This window comes from Streptomyces sp. NPDC046876, from assembly GCF_040645035.1.
GTDB lineage: Bacteria > Actinomycetota > Actinomycetes > Streptomycetales > Streptomycetaceae > Streptomyces.
The window spans coordinates 76,047-102,140 of sequence record NZ_JBEYXK010000018.1; the positions used below are offsets into that span (position 1 = coordinate 76,047).

The 26,094-nt window shown below is 73.2% G+C and carries 23 protein-coding genes and 2 pseudogenes; 15 read left to right on the forward strand and 10 right to left on the reverse strand.

Features of this window, described 5'->3' with window-relative positions; all coding sequences use genetic code 11:
* Positions 1–6 precede the first annotated feature (6 nt).
* Positions 7–570, forward strand: coding sequence for an N-acetyltransferase family protein (locus tag ABZ924_RS13625; protein ID WP_361907818.1), 564 nt, complete (start codon positions 7–9; stop codon positions 568–570).
* Between the two features lie 9 nt (positions 571–579).
* On the opposite strand, the gene ABZ924_RS13630 is transcribed toward ABZ924_RS13625, so the two are convergent.
* The 6 genes from ABZ924_RS13630 to ABZ924_RS13655 all read right to left on the reverse strand — a co-directional run bounded on the left by ABZ924_RS13630 (position 580) and on the right by ABZ924_RS13655 (position 6,692).
* On the reverse strand, positions 580–1,332 hold the full coding sequence (locus ABZ924_RS13630) for a maleylpyruvate isomerase family mycothiol-dependent enzyme (protein ID WP_361907819.1): 753 nt from the start codon (positions 1,330–1,332) through the stop codon (positions 580–582).
* Positions 1,333–1,451: 119 nt separating this feature from the next.
* A complete protein-coding gene (locus ABZ924_RS13635; protein WP_361907821.1) occupies positions 1,452–2,327 on the reverse strand; it encodes an STM4011 family radical SAM protein in 876 nt (291 codons plus the stop codon).
* 11 nt (positions 2,328–2,338) lie between these two features.
* Positions 2,339–3,721, reverse strand: a complete 1,383-nt coding sequence (locus ABZ924_RS13640; RefSeq protein ID WP_361907823.1) for an STM4012 family radical SAM protein — start codon at positions 3,719–3,721, stop codon at positions 2,339–2,341.
* Entirely contained in the window at positions 3,718–4,524 is an 807-nt protein-coding gene (locus ABZ924_RS13645; RefSeq protein ID WP_361907862.1) for an STM4013/SEN3800 family hydrolase, read from the reverse strand. Before ABZ924_RS13645 ends, ABZ924_RS13640 begins: the two co-directional genes overlap by 4 nt.
* Positions 4,525–4,612: 88 nt before the next feature.
* Positions 4,613–5,722 (reverse strand): STM4014 family protein, encoded by a 1,110-nt coding sequence (locus ABZ924_RS13650; protein WP_361907825.1) that lies wholly within the window; start codon positions 5,720–5,722, stop codon positions 4,613–4,615.
* 10 nt (positions 5,723–5,732) lie between these two features.
* Entirely contained in the window at positions 5,733–6,692 is a 960-nt protein-coding gene (locus ABZ924_RS13655) for an STM4015 family protein (RefSeq protein ID WP_361907827.1), read from the reverse strand.
* 349 nt (positions 6,693–7,041) lie between these two features.
* On the opposite strand from ABZ924_RS13655, the gene ABZ924_RS13660 reads away from it, so the two are divergent.
* The 3 genes from ABZ924_RS13660 (at position 7,042) to ABZ924_RS13670 (ending at position 10,901) form a co-directional block, all read left to right on the forward strand.
* Positions 7,042–8,280, forward strand: coding sequence for a hypothetical protein (locus ABZ924_RS13660; protein ID WP_361907829.1), 1,239 nt, complete (start codon positions 7,042–7,044; stop codon positions 8,278–8,280).
* 67 nt (positions 8,281–8,347) lie between these two features.
* On the forward strand, positions 8,348–9,682 hold the full coding sequence (locus ABZ924_RS13665) for a Fic family protein (RefSeq protein WP_361907831.1): 1,335 nt from the start codon (positions 8,348–8,350) through the stop codon (positions 9,680–9,682).
* A 169-nt stretch (positions 9,683–9,851) separates the two neighbouring features.
* Positions 9,852–10,901, forward strand: a complete 1,050-nt coding sequence (locus ABZ924_RS13670) for a M4 family metallopeptidase (protein WP_361907832.1) — start codon at positions 9,852–9,854, stop codon at positions 10,899–10,901.
* Between the two features lie 73 nt (positions 10,902–10,974).
* Here the strand turns inward: ABZ924_RS13670 and ABZ924_RS13675 are convergent, their stop codons facing one another.
* Positions 10,975–11,601, reverse strand: coding sequence for a TetR/AcrR family transcriptional regulator (locus ABZ924_RS13675; protein WP_361907834.1), 627 nt, complete (start codon positions 11,599–11,601; stop codon positions 10,975–10,977).
* 67 nt (positions 11,602–11,668) lie between these two features.
* On the opposite strand from ABZ924_RS13675, the gene ABZ924_RS13680 reads away from it, so the two are divergent.
* The 7 genes from ABZ924_RS13680 (at position 11,669) to ABZ924_RS13710 (ending at position 18,457) form a co-directional block, all read left to right on the forward strand.
* Complete coding sequence (locus tag ABZ924_RS13680; protein ID WP_361907836.1) at positions 11,669–13,327, forward strand: FAD-binding oxidoreductase; 1,659 nt, start codon at positions 11,669–11,671, stop codon at positions 13,325–13,327.
* A 270-nt stretch (positions 13,328–13,597) separates the two neighbouring features.
* Positions 13,598–14,077: a hypothetical protein gene (locus ABZ924_RS13685; RefSeq protein ID WP_361907838.1), complete on the forward strand. Its 480-nt coding sequence runs from the start codon at positions 13,598–13,600 to the stop codon at positions 14,075–14,077.
* Complete coding sequence (locus ABZ924_RS13690) at positions 14,074–14,454, forward strand: peptidase inhibitor family I36 protein (RefSeq protein WP_361907840.1); 381 nt, start codon at positions 14,074–14,076, stop codon at positions 14,452–14,454. Before ABZ924_RS13685 ends, ABZ924_RS13690 begins: the two co-directional genes overlap by 4 nt.
* Positions 14,455–14,519: 65 nt before the next feature.
* Positions 14,520–14,909, forward strand: a complete 390-nt coding sequence (locus ABZ924_RS13695; RefSeq protein ID WP_361907841.1) for a GntR family transcriptional regulator — start codon at positions 14,520–14,522, stop codon at positions 14,907–14,909.
* Positions 14,906–15,799 carry an ABC transporter ATP-binding protein gene (locus tag ABZ924_RS13700; RefSeq protein WP_361907843.1) on the forward strand — a complete coding sequence of 298 codons (894 nt, stop codon included), beginning with the start codon at positions 14,906–14,908 and terminating at the stop codon, positions 15,797–15,799. Before ABZ924_RS13695 ends, ABZ924_RS13700 begins: the two co-directional genes overlap by 4 nt.
* Positions 15,796–16,716, forward strand: a complete 921-nt coding sequence (locus tag ABZ924_RS13705) for an ABC transporter permease (protein ID WP_361907844.1) — start codon at positions 15,796–15,798, stop codon at positions 16,714–16,716. Before ABZ924_RS13700 ends, ABZ924_RS13705 begins: the two co-directional genes overlap by 4 nt.
* A gap of 574 nt (positions 16,717–17,290) precedes the next feature.
* Positions 17,291–18,457 carry a CAP domain-containing protein gene (locus tag ABZ924_RS13710; RefSeq protein ID WP_361907846.1) on the forward strand — a complete coding sequence of 389 codons (1,167 nt, stop codon included), beginning with the start codon at positions 17,291–17,293 and terminating at the stop codon, positions 18,455–18,457.
* Between the two features lie 113 nt (positions 18,458–18,570).
* On the opposite strand, the gene ABZ924_RS13715 is transcribed toward ABZ924_RS13710, so the two are convergent.
* Entirely contained in the window at positions 18,571–19,461 is an 891-nt protein-coding gene (locus ABZ924_RS13715; protein ID WP_361907848.1) for an NAD-dependent protein deacetylase, read from the reverse strand.
* 131 nt (positions 19,462–19,592) lie between these two features.
* Here ABZ924_RS13715 and ABZ924_RS13720 point away from each other — a divergent pair, with 131 nt between their 5' ends.
* On the forward strand, positions 19,593–20,756 hold the full coding sequence (locus ABZ924_RS13720; protein ID WP_361907850.1) for an ABC transporter substrate-binding protein: 1,164 nt from the start codon (positions 19,593–19,595) through the stop codon (positions 20,754–20,756).
* Between the two features lie 98 nt (positions 20,757–20,854).
* On the opposite strand, the pseudogene ABZ924_RS13725 reads toward ABZ924_RS13720, so the two are convergent.
* Both ABZ924_RS13725 and ABZ924_RS13730 read right to left on the reverse strand, forming a co-directional pair.
* Positions 20,855–21,835: pseudogene (locus ABZ924_RS13725) on the reverse strand (glycosyl hydrolase); the annotation flags it as partial.
* 257 nt (positions 21,836–22,092) lie between these two features.
* Positions 22,093–23,079 (reverse strand): annotated as a pseudogene (locus ABZ924_RS13730) (DUF4436 family protein); the annotation flags it as partial.
* Between ABZ924_RS13730 and ABZ924_RS13735 the strand changes: the two are divergent.
* The 3 genes from ABZ924_RS13735 (at position 23,021) to ABZ924_RS13745 (ending at position 25,528) form a co-directional block, all read left to right on the forward strand.
* Positions 23,021–23,374 carry a VOC family protein gene (locus ABZ924_RS13735; protein WP_361907851.1) on the forward strand — a complete coding sequence of 118 codons (354 nt, stop codon included), beginning with the start codon at positions 23,021–23,023 and terminating at the stop codon, positions 23,372–23,374. The pseudogene ABZ924_RS13730 and the gene ABZ924_RS13735 overlap by 59 nt on opposite strands.
* Before the next feature lie 370 nt (positions 23,375–23,744).
* Positions 23,745–24,860, forward strand: a complete 1,116-nt coding sequence (locus tag ABZ924_RS13740) for an LLM class flavin-dependent oxidoreductase (protein WP_361907853.1) — start codon at positions 23,745–23,747, stop codon at positions 24,858–24,860.
* The gene (locus ABZ924_RS13745; protein ID WP_361907855.1) at positions 24,857–25,528 is read left to right on the forward strand and encodes an FMN reductase; all 672 of its coding nucleotides are present in this window, start codon (positions 24,857–24,859) and stop codon (positions 25,526–25,528) included. Before ABZ924_RS13740 ends, ABZ924_RS13745 begins: the two co-directional genes overlap by 4 nt.
* Positions 25,529–26,094: the final 566 nt, after the last annotated feature.

Consider the following 26,094-nt stretch of genomic DNA (forward strand, 5'->3'; position numbering starts at 1 on the left):
GCACGGATGAACAGAACGACGAACGGAAAGGTCGGCACGGACGCAGCCCCGCGGATCCGACCCGGTACCGAGAGCGACCTCGAAGAGCTGACCCGGATCTACAACCACTACGTCATCGAGACGCCGATCACCTTCGACATCGAGCCGCTCACCGTGGACCAGCGCCGGCCGTGGCTGCTGGCCCACCCCGACTCCGGCCCGCACCGGCTCCTCGTGGCCGAGGAGGGCGGAAAGCTCCTCGGCTACGCGACCAGCAGTGCGTTCCGCCCGAAGCAGGCGTACGCGACCTCGGTGGAAACCAGCGTGTACCTGGCGCCCGAGCACGTGGGGCGCGGCATCGGCGGCCTCCTGTACACCTCGCTCTTCGAGGTGCTGGAGCAGGAGGACGTCCACGTGGTGCTCGCCGGACTCACGGTGCCCAACGAGGCGTCCCGGCGGCTCCACGAACGCCTCGGCTTCCGGCCCGTGGGCGTCTACGAGGAGGTCGGGCGGAAATTCGGGAGGTTCTGGGACGTGGCCTGGTTCCAGAAGCGGTTGTCCCGGGGCCCGGCGGCCCCGGAACACGCGTAGCCGGAGCTCCTAGAAGGCGGAGTGGGCGAACCAGTGGGCGAGCAGCTCCTGGTCGCCGAGCAGCCCGAAAGCCTCGCTGTGGCGGTCCAGGCGGCCGTACAGCAGCAGGAGCAGGTCCGCGGCGGTACCCCGGACCGTGGCGTCCGCCTCGGCGTCGTCGGCCACGAGGGCGAAGCCGTCGGGCCGCAGGCCGACCACCCAGGCGTGGTCGCCGTCCGTGCAGCTGAAGCGGATCGTCCGGTGGGGCGCGCGCAGCTGGGCGGTCAGCGGTGCGAAGGGGGACGCGAACGGCAGGTTGGTGAGGAACTCGTCGATACCGTCGGCCGCCAGGGTGCGGTCGATGCGCGGCGAGAGGCCGAGTGCGAGTTCGGCGTCGGCCCGGTGGACGAGGGTCTCGAAGAGCATGCGGCGCACCCAGAACCGGGCGTGCTGGTCGACGCCCCAGGCCCACATCGGAGCCTCCAGGTCGGTGGCGGCGAACACCGCGGCCGCCTCGGCGGCACTGTCGGCCAGCCAGTCGGGGTAGCCGTCGGAGTCCGCCGGCAGGCGCAGGTCCACGTCCCGGCTGGTCGGCGGCTGCTGGATGCGCCGGCGCAGCAGCTCGCTGAACCAGCGGTGCACGCTGCCGGTGTGCCGGGTGAGATCGGCAAGGGTCCAGCCGGGGCAGGTCGGCACCGGGGTGGTGAGATCCGCTGCCTTCACCGTGGCGACGAATCGATCGGTCTCGGCCGCGACGGCGGCGCCGTGCTCGGCGGGGTTCATGCGGGCTGTCCTTCTTCTGGCGCCGAGGCGGGGCCGGGGCGCGCGGCGAGAGGTGCTTTATGTGCTGGATGATTCATACTCTTAAGTATCCGCAAAGTAATCCGCCGCCGCCGGGAATGTCAACCGCCGGGCTCGGCGGCGCGGGCCAGGACGCCCGGGGCGGGGATGCGCTCCAGGATGCCGCCCGCGAAGGTGTCGTACAGCGGGAGCGTCTCCAGGTGCACGTAGCCGATGTGGCAGTCGCAGACGGCCAGGGGGCAGGGGCGCGGGCCCAGCGCGGCCCGGTACGAGCCGTCGTAGAGGTTGCCGAGCTCGGCGCGCACGAAGTGGCACCGGCGGACGGTGCCCTCGCCGTCCACCGACACCACCGACCGCCCCGTCCGGCACGGCAGCCCGGCGGAGCGGTGCGGGTGGCGGCTGTACGGGAAGAGGGGGTCCAGAGCGCTCCAGGTGTCGGCCTCGGTGTCCGTGTACGTGTGGCCCTCGGCGGCGTTGACCCACAGGTAGACGTGGGCCGGCAGATCGGCGCGCAGCCGGCGGGCGTGCGGGAGGTTCTCCGGCAGGCCGACGATGCCGATGCTGTGGCGGACGCCGCGGTCCCCGAGGTCCCGGACCTTCGCCAGGAAGCGGTCGTAGGGCGTCTGGCCGGGGTGGTAGGTGCACCACAGCGCGAGCGTGTCGAGGTCGGCCTCGGCGAGCCAGTCGGTGCGGCAGCTCAGGTTGGTCTGGATCGCGACGCGCTCGACGTGCGGCCGGTGCGAGAGCTCGACCAGGGCGCGCCGGTACCAGGAGCGGACCAGCCCCTCGCCCCAGGGGGTGAACAGCAGCGACAGGCGGTCGTCGGCGGCCGCTGCCGCCCAGCCGGTGAAGCGCTCCAGGGCGGCCCGGTCGGCGCGCAGCCGATCCGGGCTGTCGCGGCGCTTGGCGAAGGGGCAGTACGGGCAGTCGTAGTCGCAGGAGGCGAGCGGGCCGCGGTAGAGGATCGTGAGGTCCACGGGGCGGCGGCCTACTTCGGCGCGTACGCGGCCATCGCGGCGCGCACGGCGGGCGAGAAGAGCGCCGGGCCGAGCGCGTCGGAATGCGCCAGCCCCTCCGGGGTGAGGCGCAGGAGCACGCCGTTGCCGCCGGGCTCCGAGGCCTCCTCCAGCCAGCCGCGGGCGGCGAAGTCCGCGAGCTCGGCGGGGAAGTCCTCGTACGGGTGCGTGCCGAACCGCTCGCGGTAGCCGGCCACCGGCATGCCCTGCGCCTGGAGGAGGGACTGCAGGAGGTGGCGGCGCCGGGCCTCGTCGCCGCCCACGTACCGGCCGTGCACGGCCCGCCCGAAGTCGGCCGTCGCCGTGTAGTCGTCGATGATCGCCCGGATCTCGCCCATGTCGACGGCGTAGTCGAAGGAGTAGTGGAGGGCGGAGGTGTAGGAGCGGGCGCCGCAGCCCAGCCCGATCATGCCGTCGGTCTGGCAGGCGTGGTCGTCGGGGCCCTGCGGTGCGGCGGCGCCGGGGCGGCGGAACATGCGCATCGACACCTGCTCGTAGCCGTGCGCGAGGAGGTGGTCGCGGCCCTGCCGGTACAGGGCCAGGCGCTGCTCGTCCCACTCCCGGTCGGTGTGCGCGGTGCGCCGGGCGAGGCCGGTCAGCGGCCGTACGTAGAGGGGGTACAGGTACAGCTCCTCGGGCGCCCAGGCGAGCGCGGCGTCCAGGGAGCTGCGCCAGGTGGCGGGGGTCTGCCCGTCGATGCCGTAGATGAGGTCGATGTTGAGGACCGGGATGCGGGCCTCGCGGATCCGGCCGAGCGCGGCCTCGACGTCGGCGCGGCGCTGAGGGCGTACGGCGGCCCGCGCCTCCTCGTCGACGAAGCTCTGGACGCCGAGGCTGAGGCGGGTGGCGCCGCGCTCGGCGAGGACGGCCAGCCGGTCGGCGGTCGCGGTGGCGGGGGAGGCCTCGACGGAGAGCGGGACGGCCCGCAGGTCGGCGCCCATGCGCCGCTCGGCGATGTCGCACAGGCGGGTGAGCTCCTGCGCGGTGAGGAACGTCGGCGTCCCGCCGCCGAAGGCCGCGTTGGCGAACCGGACCGGGCCTTCGTCGCCGAGCGCCTCGCGGACGGCGGCGGCCTGGCGGTCGAGCGCGTCGAGGTAGCGGCCGGTGAGGCCCTCGGGGGCGCCGATGCGGGTGAACAGGTTGCAGAAGCCGCAGCGGACCTCGCAGAAGGGTATGTGCAGGTAGAGCGAGAGGGCGTCCTTGGCCTCGCCGCGCCACAGGTCGCGCAGGGCCGGCCGGTCGGGCAGGGGCCGGTAGGCGGTCTTGTGGGGGTAGGCGTAGACGTAGCTCTGGTACGGACGCACGGTGGGGGCGGTCACCGGCACGGGGGCGGCGGCGGGGGCGGGGGCGGTCATGCGGACGGCTCCAGGAAGAAGTGGGCGTACGGCACGGTCCAAACGGCCTCGTGGGCGAGGCGGTGGCCGGTGTAGCCGTCGTCGCCGTAGGTCGTGCCGTGGTCGGAGCAGACGATGGCGAAGCAGCGGCGCCGCGAGCTCATCGCGGCGAAGAGCCGGCCGATGTGCCGGTCGATGTACTCCAGGGCGGCGGCGTGGCTGGCGCGGGTGTCCCCGGCCTCACGGGTGGCACCGGGGAGGTGGAACCAATTGGGCTGGTGCAGCGCCGAGGCGTTCAGGAACAGGAACAGCCGCCGGTCGGCCGGCAGCCCGGCGACGACCTGCTCGGCGCGCTCGACCTGGGCCTCGAAGGAGGTGGGGGAGGCCACGCCGAACGCGGGCTCCCAGTGGCTCTCCTGGAACATCCCGGGCAGCACGTCGCCCAGCGCACCCTGCTTGTTGAAGAAGCCGACGCCGCCGATGCAGACCGTGCGGTACCCGGACGCGGCGAGCCCGGAGACCAGGTCCGGGGTGTCGAAGACGTACGTGCGCCCCGCGGTGGACTCGCTGCCGGCGAAGCGCGCGGCGAACAGCCTCGGGTGCGGTCCGGGCGCGGCGGGCGTGGGCAGGAATCCGGCGAACATCGCCTGGTGGGAGGCGTAGGTGAAGCTCCCGGGGGCGTGCCGCCGCTCCCACGCGCCGCCGGGCAGGTGGCGGGCCAGGTTCGGGATGCGCCCCGCGGCGGCCAGCTCGACGGCCACGTCGTGGCGGAGGGTGTCCAGGGTGAGCAGGAGCAGGTCGTCGCGGCCGACGACCTCGTTCATGTCGGGGAGCCCGGGGAGCCCGGTGTCGGCGGGCTCCGCGTCGGGGAGCTCCCGGTCGGGCAGGGCCCCGTGGGACGGCGGGAGGGTCTCAGGCAGGTGCACGGTGGTGGTTCCTTGCGATGTGGTGCGGTGCGGCGGCGACTTGGGCCGCGTACGTGTCCAGGCCCTCGGCCCCGCTGCCCGGCAGGCCGGTGAGGCCCGGCAGCAGGTCGCCGAAGGCGTTGACCTCGGCGACGGCGAACCGCCGCCAGCCGACGGCCGGCAGCAGGTCGACACCGACGCACAGGGTGCCGGGGAAGCAGGCCGCGGCCCGCTCGCAGGTCTCCAGTGCTTCGGCCCATTTGGGGCCCGCGGCGTCGGCGACGGCCGCGAGGTCGCCGCGGCTGCCGCCGAGGTGCAGGTTGGTCATGGGGGAGCGGCTGGTGCGGACGACGGCGTGGGTGGCGCGGCCGGCCACGACGACCACCCGCAGGTCCGCCGCCCGGCCGCCGAGGGAGGCCTTGGGCCACCAGCGTTCGACGTGCAGCCCGTCGGGCGCGAGGGCGTCCACGAGGGCGGCGACCTCCCCCTCGCTCGTGATGCGCCGCACCCGCAGGGAGTTGTGCAGACTGCCGTCCTCGGCGCGCTCGACGGAGGTGGTCGCCCGGATCCGGCCCCCGCCGGCCGTCTCGACGGCGACGACGCCGGACGCCGAGGAGCCGTGGGCGGGCTTGACGAACGCGCGGGGCATCCCGTGAGCCGCCATCAGCTCCCGTACGTCGGCCCACCCGCGCACCGGCGCGGCCCCGCCTGACGTCGGGGACGACGGTACGGGCACTCCGGCGCGGTCGAGGGCGCGGTGGCAGTGCCGCTTGTCGAACAGGATGGCCAGCTCGTCGGGGTCGTCGAGGCGCAGCCCGCCGCTGAGGCTCCGCACGGCCGCGGTGAAGCGGGCGTACCAGCGGGCGCCGCCCTCGACCCGGGTGGGGTCGGGGGCGCCGCGCAGCATGCGGTCGACCTCGGGGTTCTCGCCCGGCGAGTCCAGGCGTACCAGCTCGTCGGCGGCGAAGGCCGCACCGCCCTCGCGCAGGACGCGGGCCCAGGGCACGACGCGGGGCGCGGGCTGTCCGGCCTCGCGTACGGCCGCGGTGAACAGGGCGACGCGGCGGTTCTCCGGATTGCCGACGACCGCCCAGCGCGGGGGAGTGTGCAGTGCCACGGTCGGACCGCTACTCGCCGACCGCGACGTAGCGGCGGACCCGGCCGTCCCACTCGTACTCGCGGGCGTCGTCGCTGTCGAGGTCGAGGGCGACGCCGGAGCCCTCCAGGGTGTTCCGGAAGCGCTGCTTCAGCGCGTCGCCCAGGTAGTTGTGGCTGAGGTCGAGCTTCTTGAGGTGGGTGAGCGACTGGCCTCCGAGCAGCGCGGCGGCCCCCTCGTCGGTGAGGACGCCCATGGACAGGTCGAGCGTCTCCAGTCGGGCCACGACGGTCGCGGAGGCCATGGCGGCGGCGATCTCGTCCTGGAAGTCGCTGTTGCGCAGGCCGAGGTGGCGCAGGCTCGGCAGGCGGCCGCCGTCGAGGACGGGTGTGACGTCGGCGAGCGTGCTGTCGCCGCCGTACTGGTCCGTCCCGAGCCAGAGGTCGAGGCGTTCCAGGGCCGGCAGATCGCTGGCGGCGATGTTGCGGACGACCTGCGCGGGCAGGCCGCCGGTCTCGACGACCAGGACGCGCAGCCGCGGGTGGGTGAAGGCCGGGACGACGAGCCCGGTGCCGCCGCGGACCCCGAACTCCTCCAGCTCCGGGAAGGCGTCGAGGAGCGGGCCGACGTCCCCCTGGTTGATCCAGGAGATCTCGCACTCCTCGGACTCCATGTCCCCCAGGAACAGGGCGCGCAGGGCGGGGAGCGAGGCGCGGGCGCCGACGACCGCGGCGATGACGTCCTCGGACCCGACCTCGTACGCGTCCTCCCAGGCCCCGACCACGATCGCGCGGACACGCGCGGTGTCGACGGCGGCCGTGAAGCGCGAGAAGAGCTCGGTCCAGCTCTCCTCCGCGTCGTAGGGGTCGCAGGTGAGCTTCCAGGCGACGGCGTCCGCCTCGGGCAGCGGCGTGTCGCCCTCGTCGTCCGGATCGGGGAAGGCGAAGACCGGAAGTCCGTACCACTCCGTCAGATGCTCCGCGAAAGCCATGGTTCCCCGCCGTTCCTCGTCCGTCGCGCCGTTGCGCCCGGTGCTGTGCCCGCGCTCGTCGCGCCTGTCCTGTGCGCCGCCTCCGCCGGCGCCCCTTGACGGGCGTCGCTCGGGTGTACGACGTCGATGTGCTGCAAGTTGTAGCAAGCCGCACTGACAACGCGGGTGCCGGGGCGGAGCACAACCGTTGCCGGACCCTCCCCCTGACGGCGGGGCCGGAGCCCGGCCGGTCGGGCGCATCGAGGGTGCAGTTCCGCGCGGCGTTCGCCACACTGACCGTGAAGCACGGCACCGTACCGGTGGTCGGCGAGCACGGCTGGTGACCAGCGGGCGATGGGCAGGGTGCCGGATGCCTGACTCTGCGCTGCCGGACTCGGCGCTGCCCGGCTCTGCACCGGCGGAGCCCGCACGGGCCGCGCGCCACCGTGGGCGCCGTGCCCTGCTGCCGCCGGTCACCGCATGGCTGATCGCGAACCTGGTCACCTGGCTGGTCGCGCACGGATCCGCAGTGGCCTATTGGTCCACGGGGAGCCGCCGCCGCTGGGACGCCGAGCACTACCTGTCGATCGCCAGGACCGGCTACGAGATGTTCCGGTGCCGGGAGCGGTACGCGGACTTCCCCGACGTCGTCTGCGGCAACGTCGCATGGTTCCCCGGATACCCCATGGCGATCCGGGCCGCTTCGGCCACCGGCCTCTCCCATGAGCTGTCCGCGGTCGTGGTCGCCGAAGCCTCCCTGTTCGGCATGTTCGCGGTGCTGTGGTGGCTGCTCGGCGCCCGGCTCACCTGGGCCACCGGCCTGACCCTGGCCATCGGCACGGTGTTCCCGGGCGGCATCTACCTCCACGCGGTGTTCCCGGTCGCCACCGGCACGCTGGCGCTGCTGGTCTGCACGGCCGGAGTGGAGCGCGGTTCCTGGGCCCTTGCCGCGGCCGGCGGTTTCGTGGCCGCCGCCTGCCATCCTGTCGGCGCTGTCGCCGCCGTCATGCTGCTGTCGAGCGCGTTCTTCGCGTGGCGCGGGGACCCGTGGCCCGTGCGGTTCGCGAAGGCCGCGCTGTCGGCCGCGCTCACGGTCTGCGGCGTGCTGTGGGCCACATGGCTGATGTGGCAGGCGACCGGCCGCTGGGACGCGTACCAGACCATCCAGCGGTCCAGCTACGGCCAAGGCGATGTACGCCAGCCCTTCGTCGAGATGTGGAGGGCCTACCACTTCCCCTTCAGCGACTGGTACCGGCCCCCGGGGGACCTGCCGTGGCTGGTGGAGCACAGCCTTGCCGCGCACAAGGCCGAGTTCTGGCTGAACGCCGTCTTCGTGCTGCTGGTGTCGGCGACGGCCGCAGTGCGACTCCTGCGCCACCGCCGTCTCCCGGTCGAGGAGTGGGCCGCCCTCATCCTGACCGTGTCGGTCTTCCTGCTGCCGTTCTTCGCCGGCGCGGAGATGTCCTGGTACCGCAACCATGCGCAGATGTTCGTCGGTCTCGTCCTGGTCGGGCGCATGCCCCGCTGGGTGCAGGTGCCACTGCTGGCGCTCTGCACGGTGCAGTACGCCCGTCTGGGCGCGATGTTCTTCGCCGGGGTACTGGTGTGACCCGTGGAGGCCCGCCGCGCCGAAATGCGTTTGCCCCGGCGCAGGGTGCGCATGACAGGGTGGCGCGGTGATAGGTGAACTGTCCCCGCATGACCTGAGCTGGGACGACGTGGACCCCGCTCGTCATCCCTTCGACAGCGCGGCGGCGGCCCGGGTGGTGCGGTCACTCGGTCCGGCCCGCCGCATACCCGGGGGCGAGGGGAAGCTCTGGGCGGACGCCATGTCGTACGCCCTGGTGGAGCAGTACGGCCGCTGGGCCCTCGGCTGGCGCTGGGCGCAGGACGAAGGCGACTTCGACGGGGGACCGGTCGGCAGCTGGTGCTGCCCGCGGGATTCCATCACCACCCCGGAAGAGACCCTCGAGCGGGTCGTTGCCGGGCTCTGCGAGTGGCGGGCGTGGTTGGAGAGCCTCGCGGGGTGGTTCGAGGCGTACCCCCTGGACGTGGCCGACATCGAAGGCCAACGGGTCCTGTGGGAGTGTGCGACACGGAACCTGATCCTGCAGGTCGTCGACCGCACGGGCTGCGGCAGCGGCTGGTACGGCCATTGCCGGCAGGTGCTCACCTGGTTCCTCAGCCGCTGGGGTGTCGCACCGGCCACGGCGCACGAGCTGGTCGAGCAGGCGATCGGCGGGCGCTTCCGCAGCTGGACCGACCCCGACGCCGCACTGGTCGGGGACATCGCGGAGCGCCTCCCGAAAGCCCTTCGTCCGGACGACCGGGCGCGGCCCGCCGAACCGGCCACCGATCACCTCGGCCAATGGCTCGCCGTACGCGAGACGGTGGCCTGGCAGGAGGTCCCGGGCGGCCCGGGTGTCGGTCCGGTGCGGCCGGCCCGCGACGGGGCGGTCGAGGACGTCATCGCCTTCGACGGCGCCCTCGACCCCACCCGCGCCGAGGGCCTGCTGACCGCACTCGAACGGCTCAGGGCCGAGGCGGCGCAGGGCACCCCGCTGGACTTCGAACGGCTCCAGGGCTGGCAGCAGCACGTCCTGGGCAGCCCGCAACCGCCCGCCTTCCGGGTCGGTACCGCCTTCGCCAAGAACGGTCGGGAGCGCTACGGCATGGCCCCGGACACCCGGGCCCGCCTCGACTCCTGCCTCGCCGAGAGCGCCGAGGCCGACGGCGAATCGCTCCCGCTGACCGCCCGAGCCGCACGCGCGTACCTCGACGTGTGCTTCTTCCACCCCTTCGACGACGGCAACGCCCGCTCCGCCTTCCTCGCCGCCGTCTTCGTCCTCGCCCGGGAAGGCGTGGTGCTGGACGACGTGAGCCTGCTCCGCCGCATCACGTTCCGGGCGGACAGCCGCGAGGACGCACTGGCCCTCGCCCGGTACCTGGACCTCCACCTCGCAGAAACCCGGCACACAGCCGCCTCCGCCGCTACGCACCCCGCGCCATGAAGTCCCGTACCGGGGACCGCCGGTGCCGGGGCGGGGCGGGACAGAAGCCGCATGCGGGTTCACCTGCACTCACACCGTCCGTCGATTCTTGTCAGGGGCTGTTCAAAGTGGGAGGGCGTGGGCGAGGATCGCGCCCGCACCATGCCTGCACCACCTCAGGAGGATGTCTATGACTCGCCGCACACCCCGCGGCATGATCGCCGCGGCCACCGCCACCGTGGCGCTCTTCTCGCTCGCCGGTCCGGCCACGGCACAGTCCTCGGCCGCGACGGCCGGCGCCGCCCTGCCCCAGGGCCGGGTGTTCATGGTCAACCCCGTGCAGGCCACGGGAGACCAGGGACTCACCGACGGCAAGGACGCCGACTCCGCCGTCCCCGCCTCCGCGTACGCCCTGGCCGCCCTGCGCAACCTGGACGGCAGCGGCGGGCTCAACGGCCGCTGGGCCTCCGTCCGCTCGGACACCGGAGCGTCGGCCAAGGTCGGCGAGGCGGCCGGGTACACCCGCCACGACGACCAGTTCGAGCAGGTCATGGCCTACTTCTGGGTCAACGAGGCACAGGAGTACCTCCAGTCCCTGGGGTTCGGCACCGAGCTGCGGGGCGCCAACGACCGGGTGCAGCCCGTGCGCATCAACCAGTGGGGCGCGGACAATTCCTTCTTCACCGACAAGAAGGACGAGATCCGCTTCGGCAAGGGCGGGGTCGACGACGCCGAGGACGCGGAGGTGATCGTCCACGAGTACGGCCACGCCGTGCACGAGGCCCAGGTCCCCGGGTTCGGCGCATCGCCCGAGGCCGGCGCGATCGGCGAGGCCTTCGGCGACTACCTCGCCGTCGCGGTCGGGGAGTACGCCGACGGCCGGTACGGATGGCCCCGCAAGACCGACGTGGGCTGCGTGGCGGACTGGGACTCCACCGGCTACAGCTCCGCACCGCACTGCCTGCGCCGGATCGACGGCACCAAGGTCTACGCCGACCGCGTCGGCGAGGTGCACGCGGACGGGGAGATCTGGTCCCGCGCCCTCTTCGACGTCCGCGGTGCGCTCGGGGCCCGTACGGCCGACCGGATCATCGTGAACGCGCAGTTCGGCTTCGCCCCCGACACGAGCTTCGCGGATGCCGCCCGGACGACGATCGCGACGGCCGAGCGGATGTACGGTGCGACCGCCGCGCAGAAGGTTCGCGCGGCCTTCGCGGCGCGCCAGATCCCGGGCATCTGAGGCCCGCCGTCCGGGGGACCCGCGCCAGGGGCGGTACGGCCGCCGCGCGGGTTCCCCGGACGTACGCTGCCCGTCAGCCGCCGGCGAGGAGGGTGCGGCCGGCCGTGAAGAGCCGTGCGCAGCGTTGCGCCATGGCGTCGGGCGACTGGTCGGGATGGTTGACCCACCAGCGGACCAGGGCGGTACACAGGCCGCGCCAGGCGTGGGCGAGGGCGTCGGCGTCGAGCGGGTCGCCGGATCCGGCCGCGGCCAGGAGCTCGGCGGTGCCGGACGCCGCGAGCTCGTCGATGGCCCCGCGGTAGTACGCGGCCCGCCGGGCGGCGTCGCTGTCCGGCGGCAGCGTGGCGTCGTACAGGACGAACCAGGCCTCGCGCTGCCCGTCAAGGGCGGTGAACAGCGCGTGCAGCACGCGCAGGGAGGTGGGCGGCGCGCCGGAGGCGTGCTCGGCCATGGCGGCGCGGATGCCGCCGAGCAGCCGGTCGCCCACGGGGTCCAGGCAGGCGAGGTAGAGGTCCTGCTTGCTGCCGAAGTAGTGGTGGAGCAGCGGCTTCGTCACGCCCACGCGGGCGGCGACGGCGGCCACGGTGGTGGCCTCGTAGCCGTGGCGGCCGAACTCCTCGGTGGCCGCGGCCAGGACCTGTCGTTCGCGCGCGGCCCTGGGCACGCCCTTGGTACCGGCCTTGGAGGGGGGCATTGTCATGAACCCAACATAACCCTAGGGTAATTTTCCGTTGGGTAAATTGCCTGGACCCGCTGGGAGCACACGCATGTCTGCCACCCCGTCCGACCCCCGCTCCTCCCGCACCTCCCGCACCCCTCACGCCTCCCGTGCCTCACGTACCCGCTCCTGGTGGGGCTGGGGCTACGCCGACGCCCACCCCGACGACGCCGAATGCGCCGCCCTGGGCGCCCTGTTGCCGGGCACCCTGGCCCGCCCGCTGCCGATTCCCCGGGTCGCGGACCTGGCCGTGCCCCGCCCCGGGACCGCACCCCCGCCCGCACTGGCGCACCTGGTCACCGCCGATCCCGAAGCGCGCGCCGCCCACGCCATGGGCAAGGCCTACCGCGACGTCATCCGGGCCCTGCGCGGCCGTCCCGGCCGGATCCCCGACCTGGTCGCCCGCCCGACCTGCGACCAGGACGTGTCCGACCTGCTGGACTGGGCCGGCGGGCACGGCGTGGCCGTCATCCCCTTCGGCGGCGGCTCCTCCGTGGTCGGCGGCGTGGAGTACCGGGGCGACGCCCACCGCGCCGTGCTGTCGCTCGACCTGACCTCGATGGACCGGGTCCTGGAGATCGACACCGCCGGCCGCTCGGCCCGCATCCAGGCCGGCGCGCTCGGCCCCGTCCTGGAGGAGCAGTTGCGCCCCCACGGCCTCACCCTGCGCCACTTCCCGCAGAGCTTCGAGTTCTCCACGCTCGGCGGCTGGCTGGCCACCCGGGCCGGCGGCCACTACGCCACCGTCCGCACCCGCATCGACGACTTCGTGCAGTCGCTGAACGTGGTCACGCCGGCCGGCGTCAGCACGTCCTGGCGCCTGCCCGCATCCGGCGCCGGACCCTCACCCGACCGCCTCTTCCTCGGCTCCGAGGGAGCGCTCGGGGTCATCACCGAGGCGTGGATGCGCCTGCAGGAACGTCCCCGCTTCAAGGCGTCGACCTCCGTCGCCTTCGCCGACTTCCACCAGGCCCTGGAGGCGGTGCGGGCCATCGCCCAATCCGACCTCGCCCCGGCCAACTGCCGCCTGCTCGATCCCGGCGAGGCACTGCTGTCCGGCGCCTCGCACGACGGCTCCGCCGTCCTGGTCCTGGGCTTCGAATCCGCCACCGCCCCCGTCGAGGACCGGCTCGCGGGCGCCCTGGACCTGGCCCGCGCCCGCGGCGGGAGCGGCGGGACGCCGGCGGCGGACCGCGACGCCCCGGCCGCCGGGGCCGCCGTGGCCGACGAGGCCGTGAGCGCCTGGCGCTCGGCGTTCCTGCGCATGCCCTACCTGCGCGACGGCCTCGCCCGCATGGGCGCCGTCGTCGAGACCTTCGAGACGGCCGCCACCTGGGACAGGATCCCCGGGCTGATCGACGCCGTACGCACCGAGGTCGGCGCCGCAGCCCTGAAGGCCACCGGACACCCGGCCACGGTCAACTGCCGCCTGACCCACGTCTACCCCGACGGCGCCGCCCCCTACTTCACCGTGGCGGTGGCCGGCAGGCCCGGCGACGAGGTGGAGGTCTGGGACGACATCAAGGCCGCCGCGAGCGACGTCCTGCACCGCCACCGGGCAACCGTCACCCACCACCACGCCGTCGGCCGCGACCACCGTCCCGGCTACGACCGCCAGCGCCCGGAGCCCTTCGCGCTGGCCCTGCGCGCCGCCAAGAACGCCCTGGACCCCCATCACGTCCTCAACCCGGGCGTCCTGATCGACTGACGCCGCCGTGCCGTTGCGGAATGCCGTGCGGGGCCCCGGAGTTGCAGGTCGGGGGCGTGCCTTTCGGGGTTCTTGATCGTTTGATGCGGTGTGGGGATCAGTACTGCCCGGCTGCGGGCGTCCGGGCGCAGGGCGACAGGTGTCGTGCTGGCTGCGTTGTGCCTTTGCCTCGGGGGCTGCGCGACGCAGTCCGGGCCTCCGCTTCCCCGGACGGAGCAGGGCCGCAGCGATCTGATCAAGGCCGCTCAGCAGCTGTACGCGGACCGGTGCATGACGGCCCGCGCCGCATCGCTCGCCCCCCAGGAACAGCAGGCCGCGATGTTCGGCGCCGCTCCGGCAGAGCTGTCGGTCACCCTCGCCACCGGCTACACCGTCCGCGCGCACACCGACGGCTGCCTGGCCGAGGCCCACCGCTTCCTCTACGGCGACCAGGCCCGCTGGTTCCGCGCCGAGGTCACCGTGAACAACCTGCGCCCCGAGGCCCAGGCCCGGCTCGGCGAGGACCCCGCCTACCGGGCCGCCCTCGCCCGCCGGGCAGCCTGCGAGGACCACGACACCCCCTGCATCCGGGCCAGTGGCCTGGAGGAGTTGCGCACCCGTCTGGAGCCCGCCCGGCTCGCCGAGGTCCGGGCCGCGCACCGCGCCGAGATCACCGCCTACGACCAGCTGCGCGACCGCGCACTGCACCGCGCGGCCGCCCTGCTGGCCGGCCGCCCCACCCCCCACCCGAAAGGCCACGACCCCTCATGACGAAATTCAGGCTGCTCACCGCCACCGCTGCGGCGGCGTTCCTCGTCCTCACCGGCGGCCTCGCCGCGGCCGGCCCCGCCGGTGCGGCGGACTGCCCGAGCGGCGAGTTCTGTGCCTGGGAGCACGCGGACTTCAAGGGCCAGCGCGCGAACTGGTCCGGAGACGACGGCTGGTGGGAGAGCTGGATCGCCGACGAGGACTCCTCCTGGGCCAACCACGGCATCTCCGGCCCCGGCATCAAGGACCACGTGAAGGTCTACTCGAGCGCCCACCAGGGCGGCCACATGACCATCTGCCTCACCCCCGGCCAGGAGGTCAACGCCAACAGCGCGGCCAACGACGACGGTGACTCCCACACCTGGGCCATGAGCTGCTGACTTGACATGACCCCACCTCCAACCTCACCCTTTCACTACTCAAATAGTGAAAGGGTGAGGTTGTCGTGCTGGAATACCGCATCGACCGGCACAGCGGCGTCGCCACGTACCTGCAGATCGTGCAGCAGACCAAACAGGCCCTGCGCCTGGGGCTGCTGCAACCCGGCGACAAACTGCCCGCCGCCCGCGAAGTCGTGGAAGCCACGGCCATCAACCCCAACACCGTCCTGAAGGCCTACCGCGAGCTGGAACGCGAAGGCCTCGTCGAGGCGAAGCGGGGTCTGGGCACCTTCATCCGGAAGGCCCTGGGCAACGCCCCGGCCGAGTCCCCGCTGCGCGGGGAACTCGCCGACTGGGCGCGCCGGGCGAGGGAGGCCGGGATGGACCGGGACGACGTGGCCGCACTCTTCACTTCCGTACTGGAACAGCAGTTCAAGGGGGACGGCGAGGCATGACGGACACGGATACGGTGATCGAGGCGGCGGGCATGGGCCTGCGCTATGGACGCCGGGGGGTCTGGGCGCTGCGCGACTGCACGTTGAGCCTGCCGCAGGGCCGGGTCTGCGCCCTGGTCGGCCCCAACGGCGCGGGGAAATCAACCCTGCTGCTCCTCGCGGCCGGGCTCATACGCCCCACGGTGGGCACCCTGCGGACGGCACCGCGCGAGACGCTGGCGTACGTGGCCCAGGACAAGCCCCTCTACCCGCGGCTCACCATCGGCGAGACCCTCCGGATGGGCCGCGACCTCAACCCCGGCCGCTGGGACGCCCGGACCGCGGGGCGGATCGTGGAGGCCGGGGCACTCGACCCGGACGCGAAGGTCCGCTCGCTCTCCGGCGGCCAGCGCACCCGTGTCGCCCTCGCCCTGGCCCTCGGCAAGCGCCCGAGCCTGCTCCTCCTGGACGAGCCGATGGCGGACCTCGACCCGCTCGCCAGGCACCAGCTCATGGGCGTCCTGATGGCCGACGCCGCCGAGAACGGCACGTCGGTGGTCATGTCCTCGCACATCCTCGGCGAGCTGCGCGAGGCCTGCGACCACCTCCTCCTCGTCGACCGCGGCCGCATCCGGCTCGCCGGCCCCCTGGACGAGGTCCACGACGCCCACCGGCTGCTCACCGGCCCCGTCACGGCCGCCGCCGACCTCGCCCGGCACACCGTCGTCGAATCACGGACGACGGGCCGGACGGTGACGGCACTCGTCCGCCCGCAGGGCGCCGTCGACACCCTGACCTGGCAGACGGAGCACACCTCCCTCGAGGAGCTGGTCCTCGCCCACCTGCGTTCCCCCGACGCCCCACCCCTCACCGTCGAGGGCTCCCGGGCCACCGCGGGGGTGCAGGCATGAGCACGAACCTGTTGACGCTCAAGGGCTCCTCCCGGGCCGTGGTCCGCCTGAACCGGCGCACGCTGTGGGCCCTGGCCGCCCTGGCCGCCGCCGCCCTCGCCGCCGTGGTCGCCCTGCGCTCCTGGGCGGGCCCGGCCTCCGGCCGGCACAACGAAGGCTGGCGGCTGCTGCAGCTCGGCATGCAGTACGCCGGCACCGGCCTGCTGTTCCTGCCGATGCTGGTGGGCGCCTTCGTGGCCGGCCCGCTGACGGCCCGCGAACTGGAGAGCGGCACCTGGCGCCTGACCCTCACCCAGTCCGCCGGCCCGAGGGCATGGCTCGGCGCCAAGGTCCTCGTGGCGGCGACGGCCGCCGCACTCGCCTCGGCCGTGCTCGTCGGGATCTACCGCTTCGGCTGGTCCCGCGTGCCCAACACCTACCAGCTCCACTGGGCCGACCGCGGAACGTACGAAGCCACCGGCCCCGTACTCGTCGCGTACTGCCTGCTCGGGGTGGCCCTCGGTGTCCTCGTCGGGCAGCTGGTGCGGCGCACCCTCGCCGCGATGGCCGTCACGGGCCTGCTGACCGGCGTGGTCGTGCTGGGCTTCGGCTTCCTGCGGTGGTCCCTCCTCCCCACGCAGACCGACATCCTCCCGTTCCCCGGCAGCCCCTTCGGGGCGCCCGGGTCCGCGCTGGTCACGGACAGGGGACTGATCACGGGCTCGGGTGAGCGCCTTCCCGACGACGCCTGCTTCGCGCGGACCAAGAACATGGGCGTCTGCCCCGCGGACATGGACGTCACGGCCCGGTACGTGGAGTTCCACCCCGCCTCGCACCACTGGCCGACCCAGCTCATCGAAACGTCCGTGGCCCTGGCCCTGGCAGCCGTCGCCCTGTGGGCCGCCTTCAGACTCGCGCGCGCCGGGCGGCGAGCCTGAGCAAGGGGCCCTGAGCGACCCGGATGTGGACGGCCCGGTCGACCGGGAGCGGTGGGGGTGGGCGCGTGCCGCGGCCGTGGCGCGGGAGGGCCGCCTGCCGGTGCAGCGGGCCGCCGGCGCCCGTACCGGTGGCCCTGCTGACCAGGGAACCGGACCGGCGGGCCACCGCCGGGCAGGCCTCGGCCGCACTGGAGGCGGTGGCCCGCGGGGAGGAGCCCTCCCTGCCCCCGCCCCTGGCTCCGACGCTTGTGGTGGTGGGTGTCGAGGCGAGAACGCTGATCGCAACCACAGCCGGCGAATTCACCTGAGTGGAGCAGTCGGCCGCTCGCCGGGCGGGTGGATGTCCGCCGAATGGGCGACGATGATCTCATCGTCCGGCGTGCGGAGACCTCCACGCCGACCTCATCCACAGGCGGTCGATCCGGGCGTGCGGAGTACGGCACCCCGGCATTTTCGCCTGCATTGAAACCTGTACTCGTACCCGTACCTGTACCCGTATTCGGGGTGTGCCATGAAGCCAAAGTCTTTCGCAACGGCGGCTGCGCTCGTGTGCGGCCTTGTCATGATGGGCCCGATGTCGGCTGCCTCCCCCCATCTGCGCGCCGCTCCGGCCCCTGCTTCCGAGGAGAAATCTCCCACCTGCCCCTCGTCCAACGCACCGCCCGGAACGGGCTCGCAGATATCCGCCGCCGACGCTGCCGAGATCGTCCGCATCCACAACGACGCGCGCAAAGCGGCCGTCCAGAAGTACAGCCCCGGCTCCTCGGTGGTCTCTGTCACGTGGAATCCCAAGCTCGCCTGTGATGCGCAGGCCTGGGCCGACGACCCTGCATCCAGCCAGGGCGGGGGACTGCACCACAGCAGCCGGGCCACCAACGGCAACGAGGGTGAGAACCTTTTCAACGCCTTCCCCGGACCGGCACGGCCGCTGATGGCGCTGGACCCCTCGGTGAGCTTCAGCTGGATAGCGGAGAAGCCCAAATTCGACGCCGACAACAACGCCCCGATCAACAGCAGTGCATCCGCGGGCACCAATTACCGTGCGTGGGGCCATTACTCCCAGATGATATGGATGTCTCCCGCATCGGCGACCACCGCGGTCGGCTGTGGCGTGAAAAACGGCGTCCCCGTGGCGGGCAGTACGGGATGGATCCTGGTGTGCCGGTACGCCGCCGCAGGCAACGTCAACGGACAGCGGGCCATCGCCCCGGGTGGGGCACCGGCACCGGCACCGGCCACGGCCTGTGACCCGGGCGCGGTCAACCGGGCGCCGACCGCCGGAACGGAGGCCCAGGCCAGGGCTGCCGTGATCTGCCTGATCAACGCGCAGCGCACGCAGCGCGGGCTGCCCGCCCTCACCGTCAACCAGCCCCTGACGAACGCGGCCCAGGGGCATGCCGCCGCAGCCGTGCAGCTGAAGTGGTGGGGACCGGGCAAGGACTCCCACCGCAACCCCCAGACCGGCTCGACACCGCAGAGCCGCATCCAGGCGGCCGGATACTGTCCCAGCCCCGTGTCGTGGGAGTTCAGCGAGATCACCTACACCGGCTGGGGCGGATCGGGAACCCCGCAGGCAGCCGTCAACTGGTGGATGAACAGCCCCGGCCACCGCGCCATCATCCTCAAGCCGTCCCTGCGCGACATCGGCGCGGCGGCCCTGCCCGGCGCGGCGGACCCGGCCGGCGCCTCGTCGTCCAACACCGGCACGTACGTGGTGGACTTCGGACGCTGCCAGCGGTGAATCCCCTGCGGCGCTTGGTGTGAAGGCGCGGACCGGGCGGTCCATTCAGGCGGAACCTCACGGTTCCACCCAGTAGGACCGCCCGGTCCGCCCTCGCGTACGCGGCCGAGCACCTACGTCGCGTCCACCGGGATGTCCAGTCGGTCGGCGACGGCCGTGAGCGCCGTACCCAGCGGGAGCGCGATCCGGGTGAGGGCGTGCCGGTCGCCGCGGGTGGGGTCCCGGTTGACGATCAGCACCGGCTTTCCGGCCTCGGCTGCCTGGCGGACGAAGCGCAGTCCGGACATCACCGTCAGCGAGGAGCCCAGGACGATCAGGGAGGCCGCTTGACTCACCAGTTCGCGGCACTGCTCGACCCGCCGCGGCGGAACGGTTTCGCCGAAGAACACGACGTCCGGTTTGAGGATGCCGCCGCAGGCCGTGCACGGCACGACGCGGAAGTCCCCGACCTGCTCGTCGGTGAGGTCGGCGTCGCCGTCCGGGTTCATGGCGGCGGCCACCGGCTCGAACCCCGCGTTCGCCTCCTCCAGCCGCCGGGCCAGTTCGTGGCGCGAGCTGGAGGCGCCGCAGGAAAGGCAGACGACCCGGGCCAGGCTGCCGTGCAGTTCCACCACGCCCTCGCTGCCCGCGGCCTGGTGCAGGCCGTCGACGTTCTGGGTGATCACACCCCTGAGCAGCCCGTGCCGTCCGAACGCGGCCACGGCCCGGTGACCGGCGTTGGGCCGGGCTCGGCCGAACGTACGCCAGCCGAGGTGACTGCGCGCCCAGTACCTGCGCCGGGCCTGAGCGCCGCCGGTGAAGTCCTGGTAGGTCATCGGAGTGTGCCGGCTCAGGCTCCCGCCCTCACTGCGGTAGTCGGGGATGCCCGACTCCGTGGAGATCCCCGCGCCGCTGAGCACCAGCACACCGCCGGTGCTCAGCGCATCGGCGACCGGCCCCGGATCCGTGGTGCCCGGGGGCAGGTCCTCGGTGGGAGTCCAGCTCAGAGTGGGGCGCATGCGCATGCCGCCAGCGTACGGAACGAACGGGACACCGGCACGGGACTGCCATCCCCGGGCGGGTCCGGGGCCGTGGACGGCTTCCCCGCGCGTTAACCGGTTGCCGGTGGCCGACGGCGGTGGATGCAATGTCCGGCATGATCACGCCTCCCTCGCCGACCCGGCCCGAGCGGACCGCCGGAACGTCCCTCGGAACGTCCCTCGGACCGTCCCTCGGACCGTCCCTCGGCCGCTCCGTCCGGATCGGCGCTCTCGTTCCGCTGACGCGGCCCGGCTGGGCCGAGGCGGGCCGGCACCTGCTCGCCGGACTGGAGCTGGCCGTTCGCGACGCCAACGAGGCCGGCGGGATCGCCGGAAGGCCGCTCGAGCTGCTGGTCCGGGACACCGCGGCCGATCCCCGCAAGGCCGAGGCGGCCGTCGACGAACTGGCCGGCCTGGGCGTGGCCGCCTTGGCGGGGGAGTACCACAGCGTCGTCGCCCGCGCCGCTGCCGCCAGGGCCGACGCCCTCGGCCTGCCGTTCCTCTGCTCGTCCGCGGTCCTCGACGCGCTCACCGAACAGCCGACGGACCGGGTCGCGCGCCTCGCCCCGGCCCAGTCCCACGGCTGGCGGGTCTACGCGGACTTCCTGCTCGCCGCGGGCCACCGCCACATCGCCGTGGCGGCCGAGCCGAGCGTCTACTGGGCATCCGGGACCCGCATCCTGCAAGGCCACCTCGCTCCGCGCGGCGGCACCGTCACCGAGCTCGACCTGCGCGCGCCGGCCCCCGCGGACCTGTGCGAGGAACTCGCCGGCCGGCATGCGACGGCCCTGCTCATCCTGACCGGCCACCCGGAGCCGGCGGTCTCGATCGTCCGGTCCGTCCGCCGCGACCGGCGCCTCGCCGGGATCATGATGGGTGCTCCGGCCGGGCAGCCGGAGTTCGCCGAATGGGCGGCGCTGCTGGGCCGCGAAGGTGCTGCGATCCCGTTCCTGCGCTACCTCCCCGAGCGCATCGGCCCCCTCGGTGCGCGCGTCGGGGCGGCCCTGCGCGCGCGGCTGGCCGAAGCGCCCTCCTTCGTCGCCTTCGAGGGCTACGACACGATCGCCGTCCTCGCCGAGGTGCTGCGCTCCGAGGGCGGCGCGGACCGGCCGCGCACGGCCGGAGCCTGGGCGCACGTGGCGGTCGAAGGCACCCGCGGGCGGATCCGGTTCTCCCGTACGCCGGGCATCAGCGTGTGGCAGTGGGCTTGGGCGCCGGTCCAGGTCGTCGACCGGGACCCGGCGGATCCCGACCGCTTCCGGATCCTGCACACCGGGTGAGTCGGGGCTGACGGGATCCCGGCCGCGCCACGTCGCTCGCTCTCACTTCACCGGGCGGGGCGGGAACCCGTCCGCCGGCTGCCCCCGCCGGCCGAGGCCGACAGGAACTCCCGGAACACCTGCGCGGAACGCGGGTTCTGCCCGCACTGCCACACGCCGTGCGGGCAGTAGTCGGTGATGCTGTGGTAGAGCGGCTCGTGCTCGGCGATCCACGCCAGCATGTCCCGCATGTACTCGGCATTGTCGCCGTTCCGGAAGAGCCCCCACTCCGGGTACGAGATCTGCTTGCCGTGCGCCTTCGCGAAGTCGACCTGCTGCTGCAGCCCGTAGGGCTGGGTGACCTGCTCGTCGAAGCTGTTCCCGGGCGGCTGGTCGTAGGAGTCCATGCCGACGATGTCGACCACGTCGTCCCCGGGGTAGCACGTGGTCCAGGCGATCGCGTCGACACCGCGGTTGGGGGCGAAGTCGAACCGGAACCGCTCGCCCTCCACGGAGCGCATGGCCTCCACGATGCGCCGCCAGTACTGCTTCCAGCTCTCGGGGTCGGGCCGGCAGCGGTGCGTGTAGTCGAAGCCGTTCATCTCCCAGCCGAGCACGATCACGGTGTCCGGGATGCCGAGGCCGACCAGGCGCTCGGCCAGCCGGCGGAAGTGGTCGTCGTACTCGCCGTGCGCACCGGCCCGGAGCAGCTCGGCGACCCGGTCGTCGGGGACGCCGGCCTCGTTGCCCTCCAGCATGGGCACGTTCAGGACGAACAGCCGGTCCGACCTCTCCTTGCGCCACCCTGCCCAGCTGAGCAGCGAGTCGGGCGCCCCTTCGATGTTCTCCCAGGTGTCGCCGGGGAGGTACGTGTGCCCGGCGCGCAGCTCGGTGCCGCCGAGCCAGCGCGAGAGCTCCCGCATCCTGTCGACCCCGGGCGAGCCGTAGTGGAGGTAGGCACCCACTGCGATCCCGGACCCGGAACTGCCTCCGGAGGCCGGCCCCTGCGGCGCCGGGGCGGGGGTGCATCCGGCGGCGAGCAAGCCGGCAACGGCCGTACCGACGCAGACTCGGGCCGTCCAGCGGCCTCTACGGGACATGGCGTCTCCCCGGCGTCGCGAACGATGTGCTTGGCAGCGACGTTAGGCGTCCCGTCCGGCCCGCGGCCTGTCCGACGTCCCGACGCTGGGCCGTTCGCGGTACCCGGCCCGCCTCCGCCTGGGCCGACCAGGTGGTCAGGCAACGACTCCTGACCGGAGTGCTGGGCGGGGTGGGTCTCGTCGGAGCGGAGGGCGGTGCGGACGCCGGCGATGACCACGGCGATCAGGCAGAGGGCGGTGATCGTCTCGGCCCACAGGAAGGCGAACCAGTCCGTCACACAGCCGATCGGGGGCGTGCCGGGGGCGGTGTTGCGGAACGCCGCGAGGGCGAACAGGGTGGCGGCCATCCAGGCCATTGCGGGCCAGACCAAGCCCTTGCCGCGGGTCGTCAGGTACCAGGCCCCGAGGAGCACGGACGCCGCCAGTGCCCACATCACGATCATCATGAACACCGCGAAGACGAGCAGGCTGCCCGATCGTGCCAGCGTCAGCGCCAGGACGGCTTCCCGCCCGGAGGGCGTGGACGTCGCGGAGACCGAGAAGAGGGTGTCGTTGTTGGAGAACAACAGCCGCACCGGTACCTGCCGGCCGGCCAGCAGCGCCCGGAACCCGATGCCGGTCTCCTAGGTGTCGAACGGGTAGTCGCTGATCGACCCTCCGGTGAGGGCGACCTGGACGTCCCTGGTCGCGAGCCGCTCGTGCGCCTTGAACGCCAGGTCGCCGAGGGTCGCGGCGGAGGTCTGGAGGCCGAGGTCGGCCACCGGGGCGGTCTCCCCGTCCTCGCCGAGGGCGCCGTGCGGGGTGACCCGGACCCGGAGCACCAGCTCTCTGGCGGCGGCGTCGACGCTTTGGACGGTGGCCTCCACGTCCACCCGGTCGGCGGCCGAGGATCCGACCGTGTGGACCGTGTCGCTCGCCTGCCGCTCGCTGAACTGCAGCCAGGACCCCACACCCACCGCCGCCACGATCAGGACCGCGACGGTCAGCAGCACCGGGAGGATCGACGCCCCGGAAGGGCTTCGGGGAAGTGGGTCCGGGGGTGGGGTCATGGTGACTCCGACGGGTGGGAAGGGCAGCGGTGGCCGCGGTGCGATCCTCGTCGTCCCGGCCGCCGATCCACCGCATCCGGGCGCGCGTGTCGGCGCCGACCCGTCGTCCCGGTCGCCGTCCTGGCAGGATGGCGCCATGGAACGTGTGCTTGGCATCGGCGGGTACTTCCTGCGGGCCTCCGACCCGGCGGCCATGAGCGCCTGGTACCGCGACTGCCTGGGCCTGGACGCCGACGAGCACGGCCTGTGGCAGCAGGAACCCGGGCCGACGGTGTTCGCGACGTTCGAGTCCGAGACCGACTACTTCGGCTCCCGCGCCCAGCAGGCCATGCTCAACTTCCGGGTCCGTGATCTGGACGCCATGCTCGCGCAACTGCGCGCCAGGGGAGCGGACGTCGCCGAGGAGACGCAGGAGATGGACGGCGTCGGGCGCTTCGGCTGGGTCACCGATCCCGAGGGCAATCGGGTCGAACTGTGGCAGCCCGCCTGACCGCGCCCTCCCGCAGGCGTGACGGACGGGCCGCCGCCGTGCGGTCCGCAGAGCCGACATGGCCGCATGGCCCGCAGGCGTGCGGCCGGGGCCGCCGCGCCGGCACCGCGATGGCCTGGTTCCGTCCCTGGAGGTGACAGACAGCAGGCGCGGGTGTGTTTCTGCTGGCCAGCGGCTGATAGGTCACTGTCTTGAAGGGGGGAGAGCGGCCGGGATCGCTGCCCCGGGCATGACCGGTCGGCGGGTGACGCCGGGGCCGGGGCCCGGGGCGTCGGCCCCGGCGGCTCTCTCGCCCTGCAGCGGGAATACCCCGGGCGCAGCCCCCGTTCCCGGGTATAGTTGAATTCTAAACAACCTCGGAAGGGGAGCCATGCAGTTCGGGATCTTCACCGTCGGTGACGTCACACCCGATCCGACGACCGGACGCGCGACCAGCGAGAACGAGCGCATCAAGGCGATGCTCGCCATCGCGCAGAAGGCCGAGGAGGTCGGCCTCGACGTCTTCGCGACCGGCGAGCACCACAACCCGCCCTTCGTCCCCTCCTCGCCGACGACGATGCTCGGCTACATCGCCGCGCGCACCGAGAACCTGATCCTGTCCACGTCGACGACGCTGATCACCACGAACGACCCGGTGAAGATCGCCGAGGACTTCGCGATGCTCCAGCACGTCGCGGACGGCCGCGTGGACCTGATGATGGGCCGCGGAAACACCGGCCCGGTCTACCCCTGGTTCGGCAAGGACATCCGCGACGGCATCGACCTCGCCATCGAGAACTACGCCCTGCTGCGCCGCCTGTGGGACGAGGACGTCGTCACCTGGAAGGGCAAGTTCCGCACCCCGCTGCAGTCCTTCACCTCGACCCCGCGCCCGCTGGACGGCGTCGCGCCCTTCGTGTGGCACGGCTCCATCCGCTCGCCGGAGATCGCCGAGCAGGCCGCGTACTACGGCGACGGCTTCTTCCACAACAACATCTTCTGGCCGGCCTCCCACACCAAGCAGATGGTGAACCTGTACCGGCAACGCTACGCCCACTACGGCCACGGCACCCCCGAGCAGGCCATCGTCGGGCTCGGCGGCCAGGTGTTCATGCGCAAGAACTCGCAGGACGCGGTGCGCGAGTTCCGTCCGTACTTCGACAACGCGCCGGTGTACGGCCACGGCCCGTCCCTGGAGGAGTTCACCTCCCAGACGCCGCTGACCGTCGGCTCGCCGCAGCAGGTCATCGAGCGCACCCTGTCCTTCCGGGACTACGCCGGCGACTACCAGCGCCAGCTGTTCCTCATGGACCACGCGGGCCTGCCGCTGAAGACCGTCCTGGAGCAGCTCGACCTGCTCGGCGAAGAGGTCGTACCCGTCCTGCGCAAGGAGTTCGCGAACCTGCGCCCGGCCGGCGTGCCGGACGCGCCGACGCATTCCGCCCGCGTGGCGGCGAACCGGGAGACCCTGAACCGGGAGACCCTGAAGGAGAAGACGCAGGCATGAAGCTCATCGTCGTATCGGCGGGCCTGAGCTCCCCCTCCTCGACCCGCCTGCTCGCCGACCGGCTCGCGGCCGCGACGCTGGGCCACGTGGACGCCGAGCCCGAGGTGATCGAGCCCGAGGTGATCGAGCTCAGGGACCTGGCGACGGAGATCGCCCAGCACTTCGTGACCGGATTCCCGCCCGCCCGACTGGCCGCCGCGCTCGACGCGGTGGCGGCCGCGGACGGCCTGATCGCCGTGACGCCGGTGTTCGCGGGGTCGTACAGCGGCCTGTTCAAGTCGTTCTTCGACGTCATCGACAAGGACTCGCTCACCGGCAAACCGGTGCTCCTCGGCGCGACCGGCGGCACGGCCCGGCACTCCCTGGTCACCGAACACGCTCTGCGGCCGCTGTTCACCTACCTGCGCGCCCTCGTCCTGCCGACCGCCGTGTACGCGGCCTCGGAGGACTGGGGCGAGGAGGGGCTGGCGCAGCGGATCGAGCGTGCCGGGGCGGAGTTGGCGCGCTTCATGGCGCCCGCCACCACGCGCGGCGCCGCCCCGTCCGTCGACACCGCCGCCGCGATCGCCCCCCGATCGCTGACGGGGGCGATCACATCGGTGGATCCGGCGGACGGCTTCGAGGTGGTGCCGTTCGAACAACGGCTTGCGGCACTTCGGGTCCCGTAGCCGAGGTTGCCGAAGCGGGGGTCGGGCCATTGCAGCCGGGGCTGGCGTTCGCCCCGCGCGGCCTGGCTGGGCGGGGTGTTGCCTCTGCCCAGGCTGTCGAAGCCGAGGGTCGGCGAATCCAGCCTCGCCGGTGATTGAGGCACGGGGTCCGGGGCGGAGCCCCAGGGGCCCCGGCTGCGCCGGGCGCCCGCCGCCCCGGCCTGCGACCCGTTTCCCCCGCCCGCGCGGTTGGCCGCTGCGCGGAGCCGTTCCCCTCCCCGCCCCTTCCCGAAACCGGGTCCGCGGCCCCGGCCCCGCTCGCCTCAATCGCCGGCGCGGCTCAAAGATCGGGGCTCCGCCCCGGACCCCGCGCCTCAAACGCCGGCGAGGCTGGATTTTCGCCGGGCGGCGCTGGATAGTGCCGGCGGCGCTGGATGGTGCCGGCGGCGCTGGATGGTGCCGGTGGTGCTGGATGGTGCCGGCGGCGCTGGATAGGGCCGCCGGGCTGGAATTGCCGCGCGGCGGCAATTCCAGCCCGCGCGGCGTTTGAGCGCACCGGGCGCGGAGCGCACGGAATCGGGTCCGGG

Bases quoted from the DNA above. Each gene is read 5' to 3' on its own strand.
- ABZ924_RS13700 (WP_361907843.1), top strand. From the start codon at position 14,906: ATGACGGACACGGATACGGTGATCGAGGCGGCGGGCATGGGCCTGCGC.
- ABZ924_RS13740 (WP_361907853.1), top strand. From the start codon at position 23,745: ATGCAGTTCGGGATCTTCACCGTCGGTGACGTCACACCCGATCCGACG.
- ABZ924_RS13685 (WP_361907838.1), top strand. From the start codon at position 13,598: ATGACGGCCCGCGCCGCATCGCTCGCCCCCCAGGAACAGCAGGCCGCG.
- ABZ924_RS13705 (WP_361907844.1), top strand. From the start codon at position 15,796: ATGAGCACGAACCTGTTGACGCTCAAGGGCTCCTCCCGGGCCGTGGTC.
- ABZ924_RS13625 (WP_361907818.1), top strand. From the start codon at position 7: ATGAACAGAACGACGAACGGAAAGGTCGGCACGGACGCAGCCCCGCGG.
- ABZ924_RS13710 (WP_361907846.1), top strand. From the start codon at position 17,291: ATGTCGGCTGCCTCCCCCCATCTGCGCGCCGCTCCGGCCCCTGCTTCC.
- ABZ924_RS13630 (WP_361907819.1), bottom strand. From the start codon at position 1,332: ATGAACCCCGCCGAGCACGGCGCCGCCGTCGCGGCCGAGACCGATCGA.
- ABZ924_RS13735 (WP_361907851.1), top strand. From the start codon at position 23,021: ATGGAACGTGTGCTTGGCATCGGCGGGTACTTCCTGCGGGCCTCCGAC.
- ABZ924_RS13675 (WP_361907834.1), bottom strand. From the start codon at position 11,601: ATGACAATGCCCCCCTCCAAGGCCGGTACCAAGGGCGTGCCCAGGGCC.
- ABZ924_RS13655 (WP_361907827.1), bottom strand. From the start codon at position 6,692: ATGGCTTTCGCGGAGCATCTGACGGAGTGGTACGGACTTCCGGTCTTC.
- ABZ924_RS13720 (WP_361907850.1), top strand. From the start codon at position 19,593: ATGATCACGCCTCCCTCGCCGACCCGGCCCGAGCGGACCGCCGGAACG.
- ABZ924_RS13680 (WP_361907836.1), top strand. From the start codon at position 11,669: ATGTCTGCCACCCCGTCCGACCCCCGCTCCTCCCGCACCTCCCGCACC.
- ABZ924_RS13640 (WP_361907823.1), bottom strand. From the start codon at position 3,721: ATGACCGCCCCCGCCCCCGCCGCCGCCCCCGTGCCGGTGACCGCCCCC.
- ABZ924_RS13660 (WP_361907829.1), top strand. From the start codon at position 7,042: ATGCCTGACTCTGCGCTGCCGGACTCGGCGCTGCCCGGCTCTGCACCG.
- ABZ924_RS13645 (WP_361907862.1), bottom strand. From the start codon at position 4,524: ATGAACGAGGTCGTCGGCCGCGACGACCTGCTCCTGCTCACCCTGGAC.
- ABZ924_RS13745 (WP_361907855.1), top strand. From the start codon at position 24,857: ATGAAGCTCATCGTCGTATCGGCGGGCCTGAGCTCCCCCTCCTCGACC.
- ABZ924_RS13715 (WP_361907848.1), bottom strand. From the start codon at position 19,461: ATGCGCATGCGCCCCACTCTGAGCTGGACTCCCACCGAGGACCTGCCC.
- ABZ924_RS13690 (WP_361907840.1), top strand. From the start codon at position 14,074: ATGACGAAATTCAGGCTGCTCACCGCCACCGCTGCGGCGGCGTTCCTC.
- ABZ924_RS13670 (WP_361907832.1), top strand. From the start codon at position 9,852: ATGACTCGCCGCACACCCCGCGGCATGATCGCCGCGGCCACCGCCACC.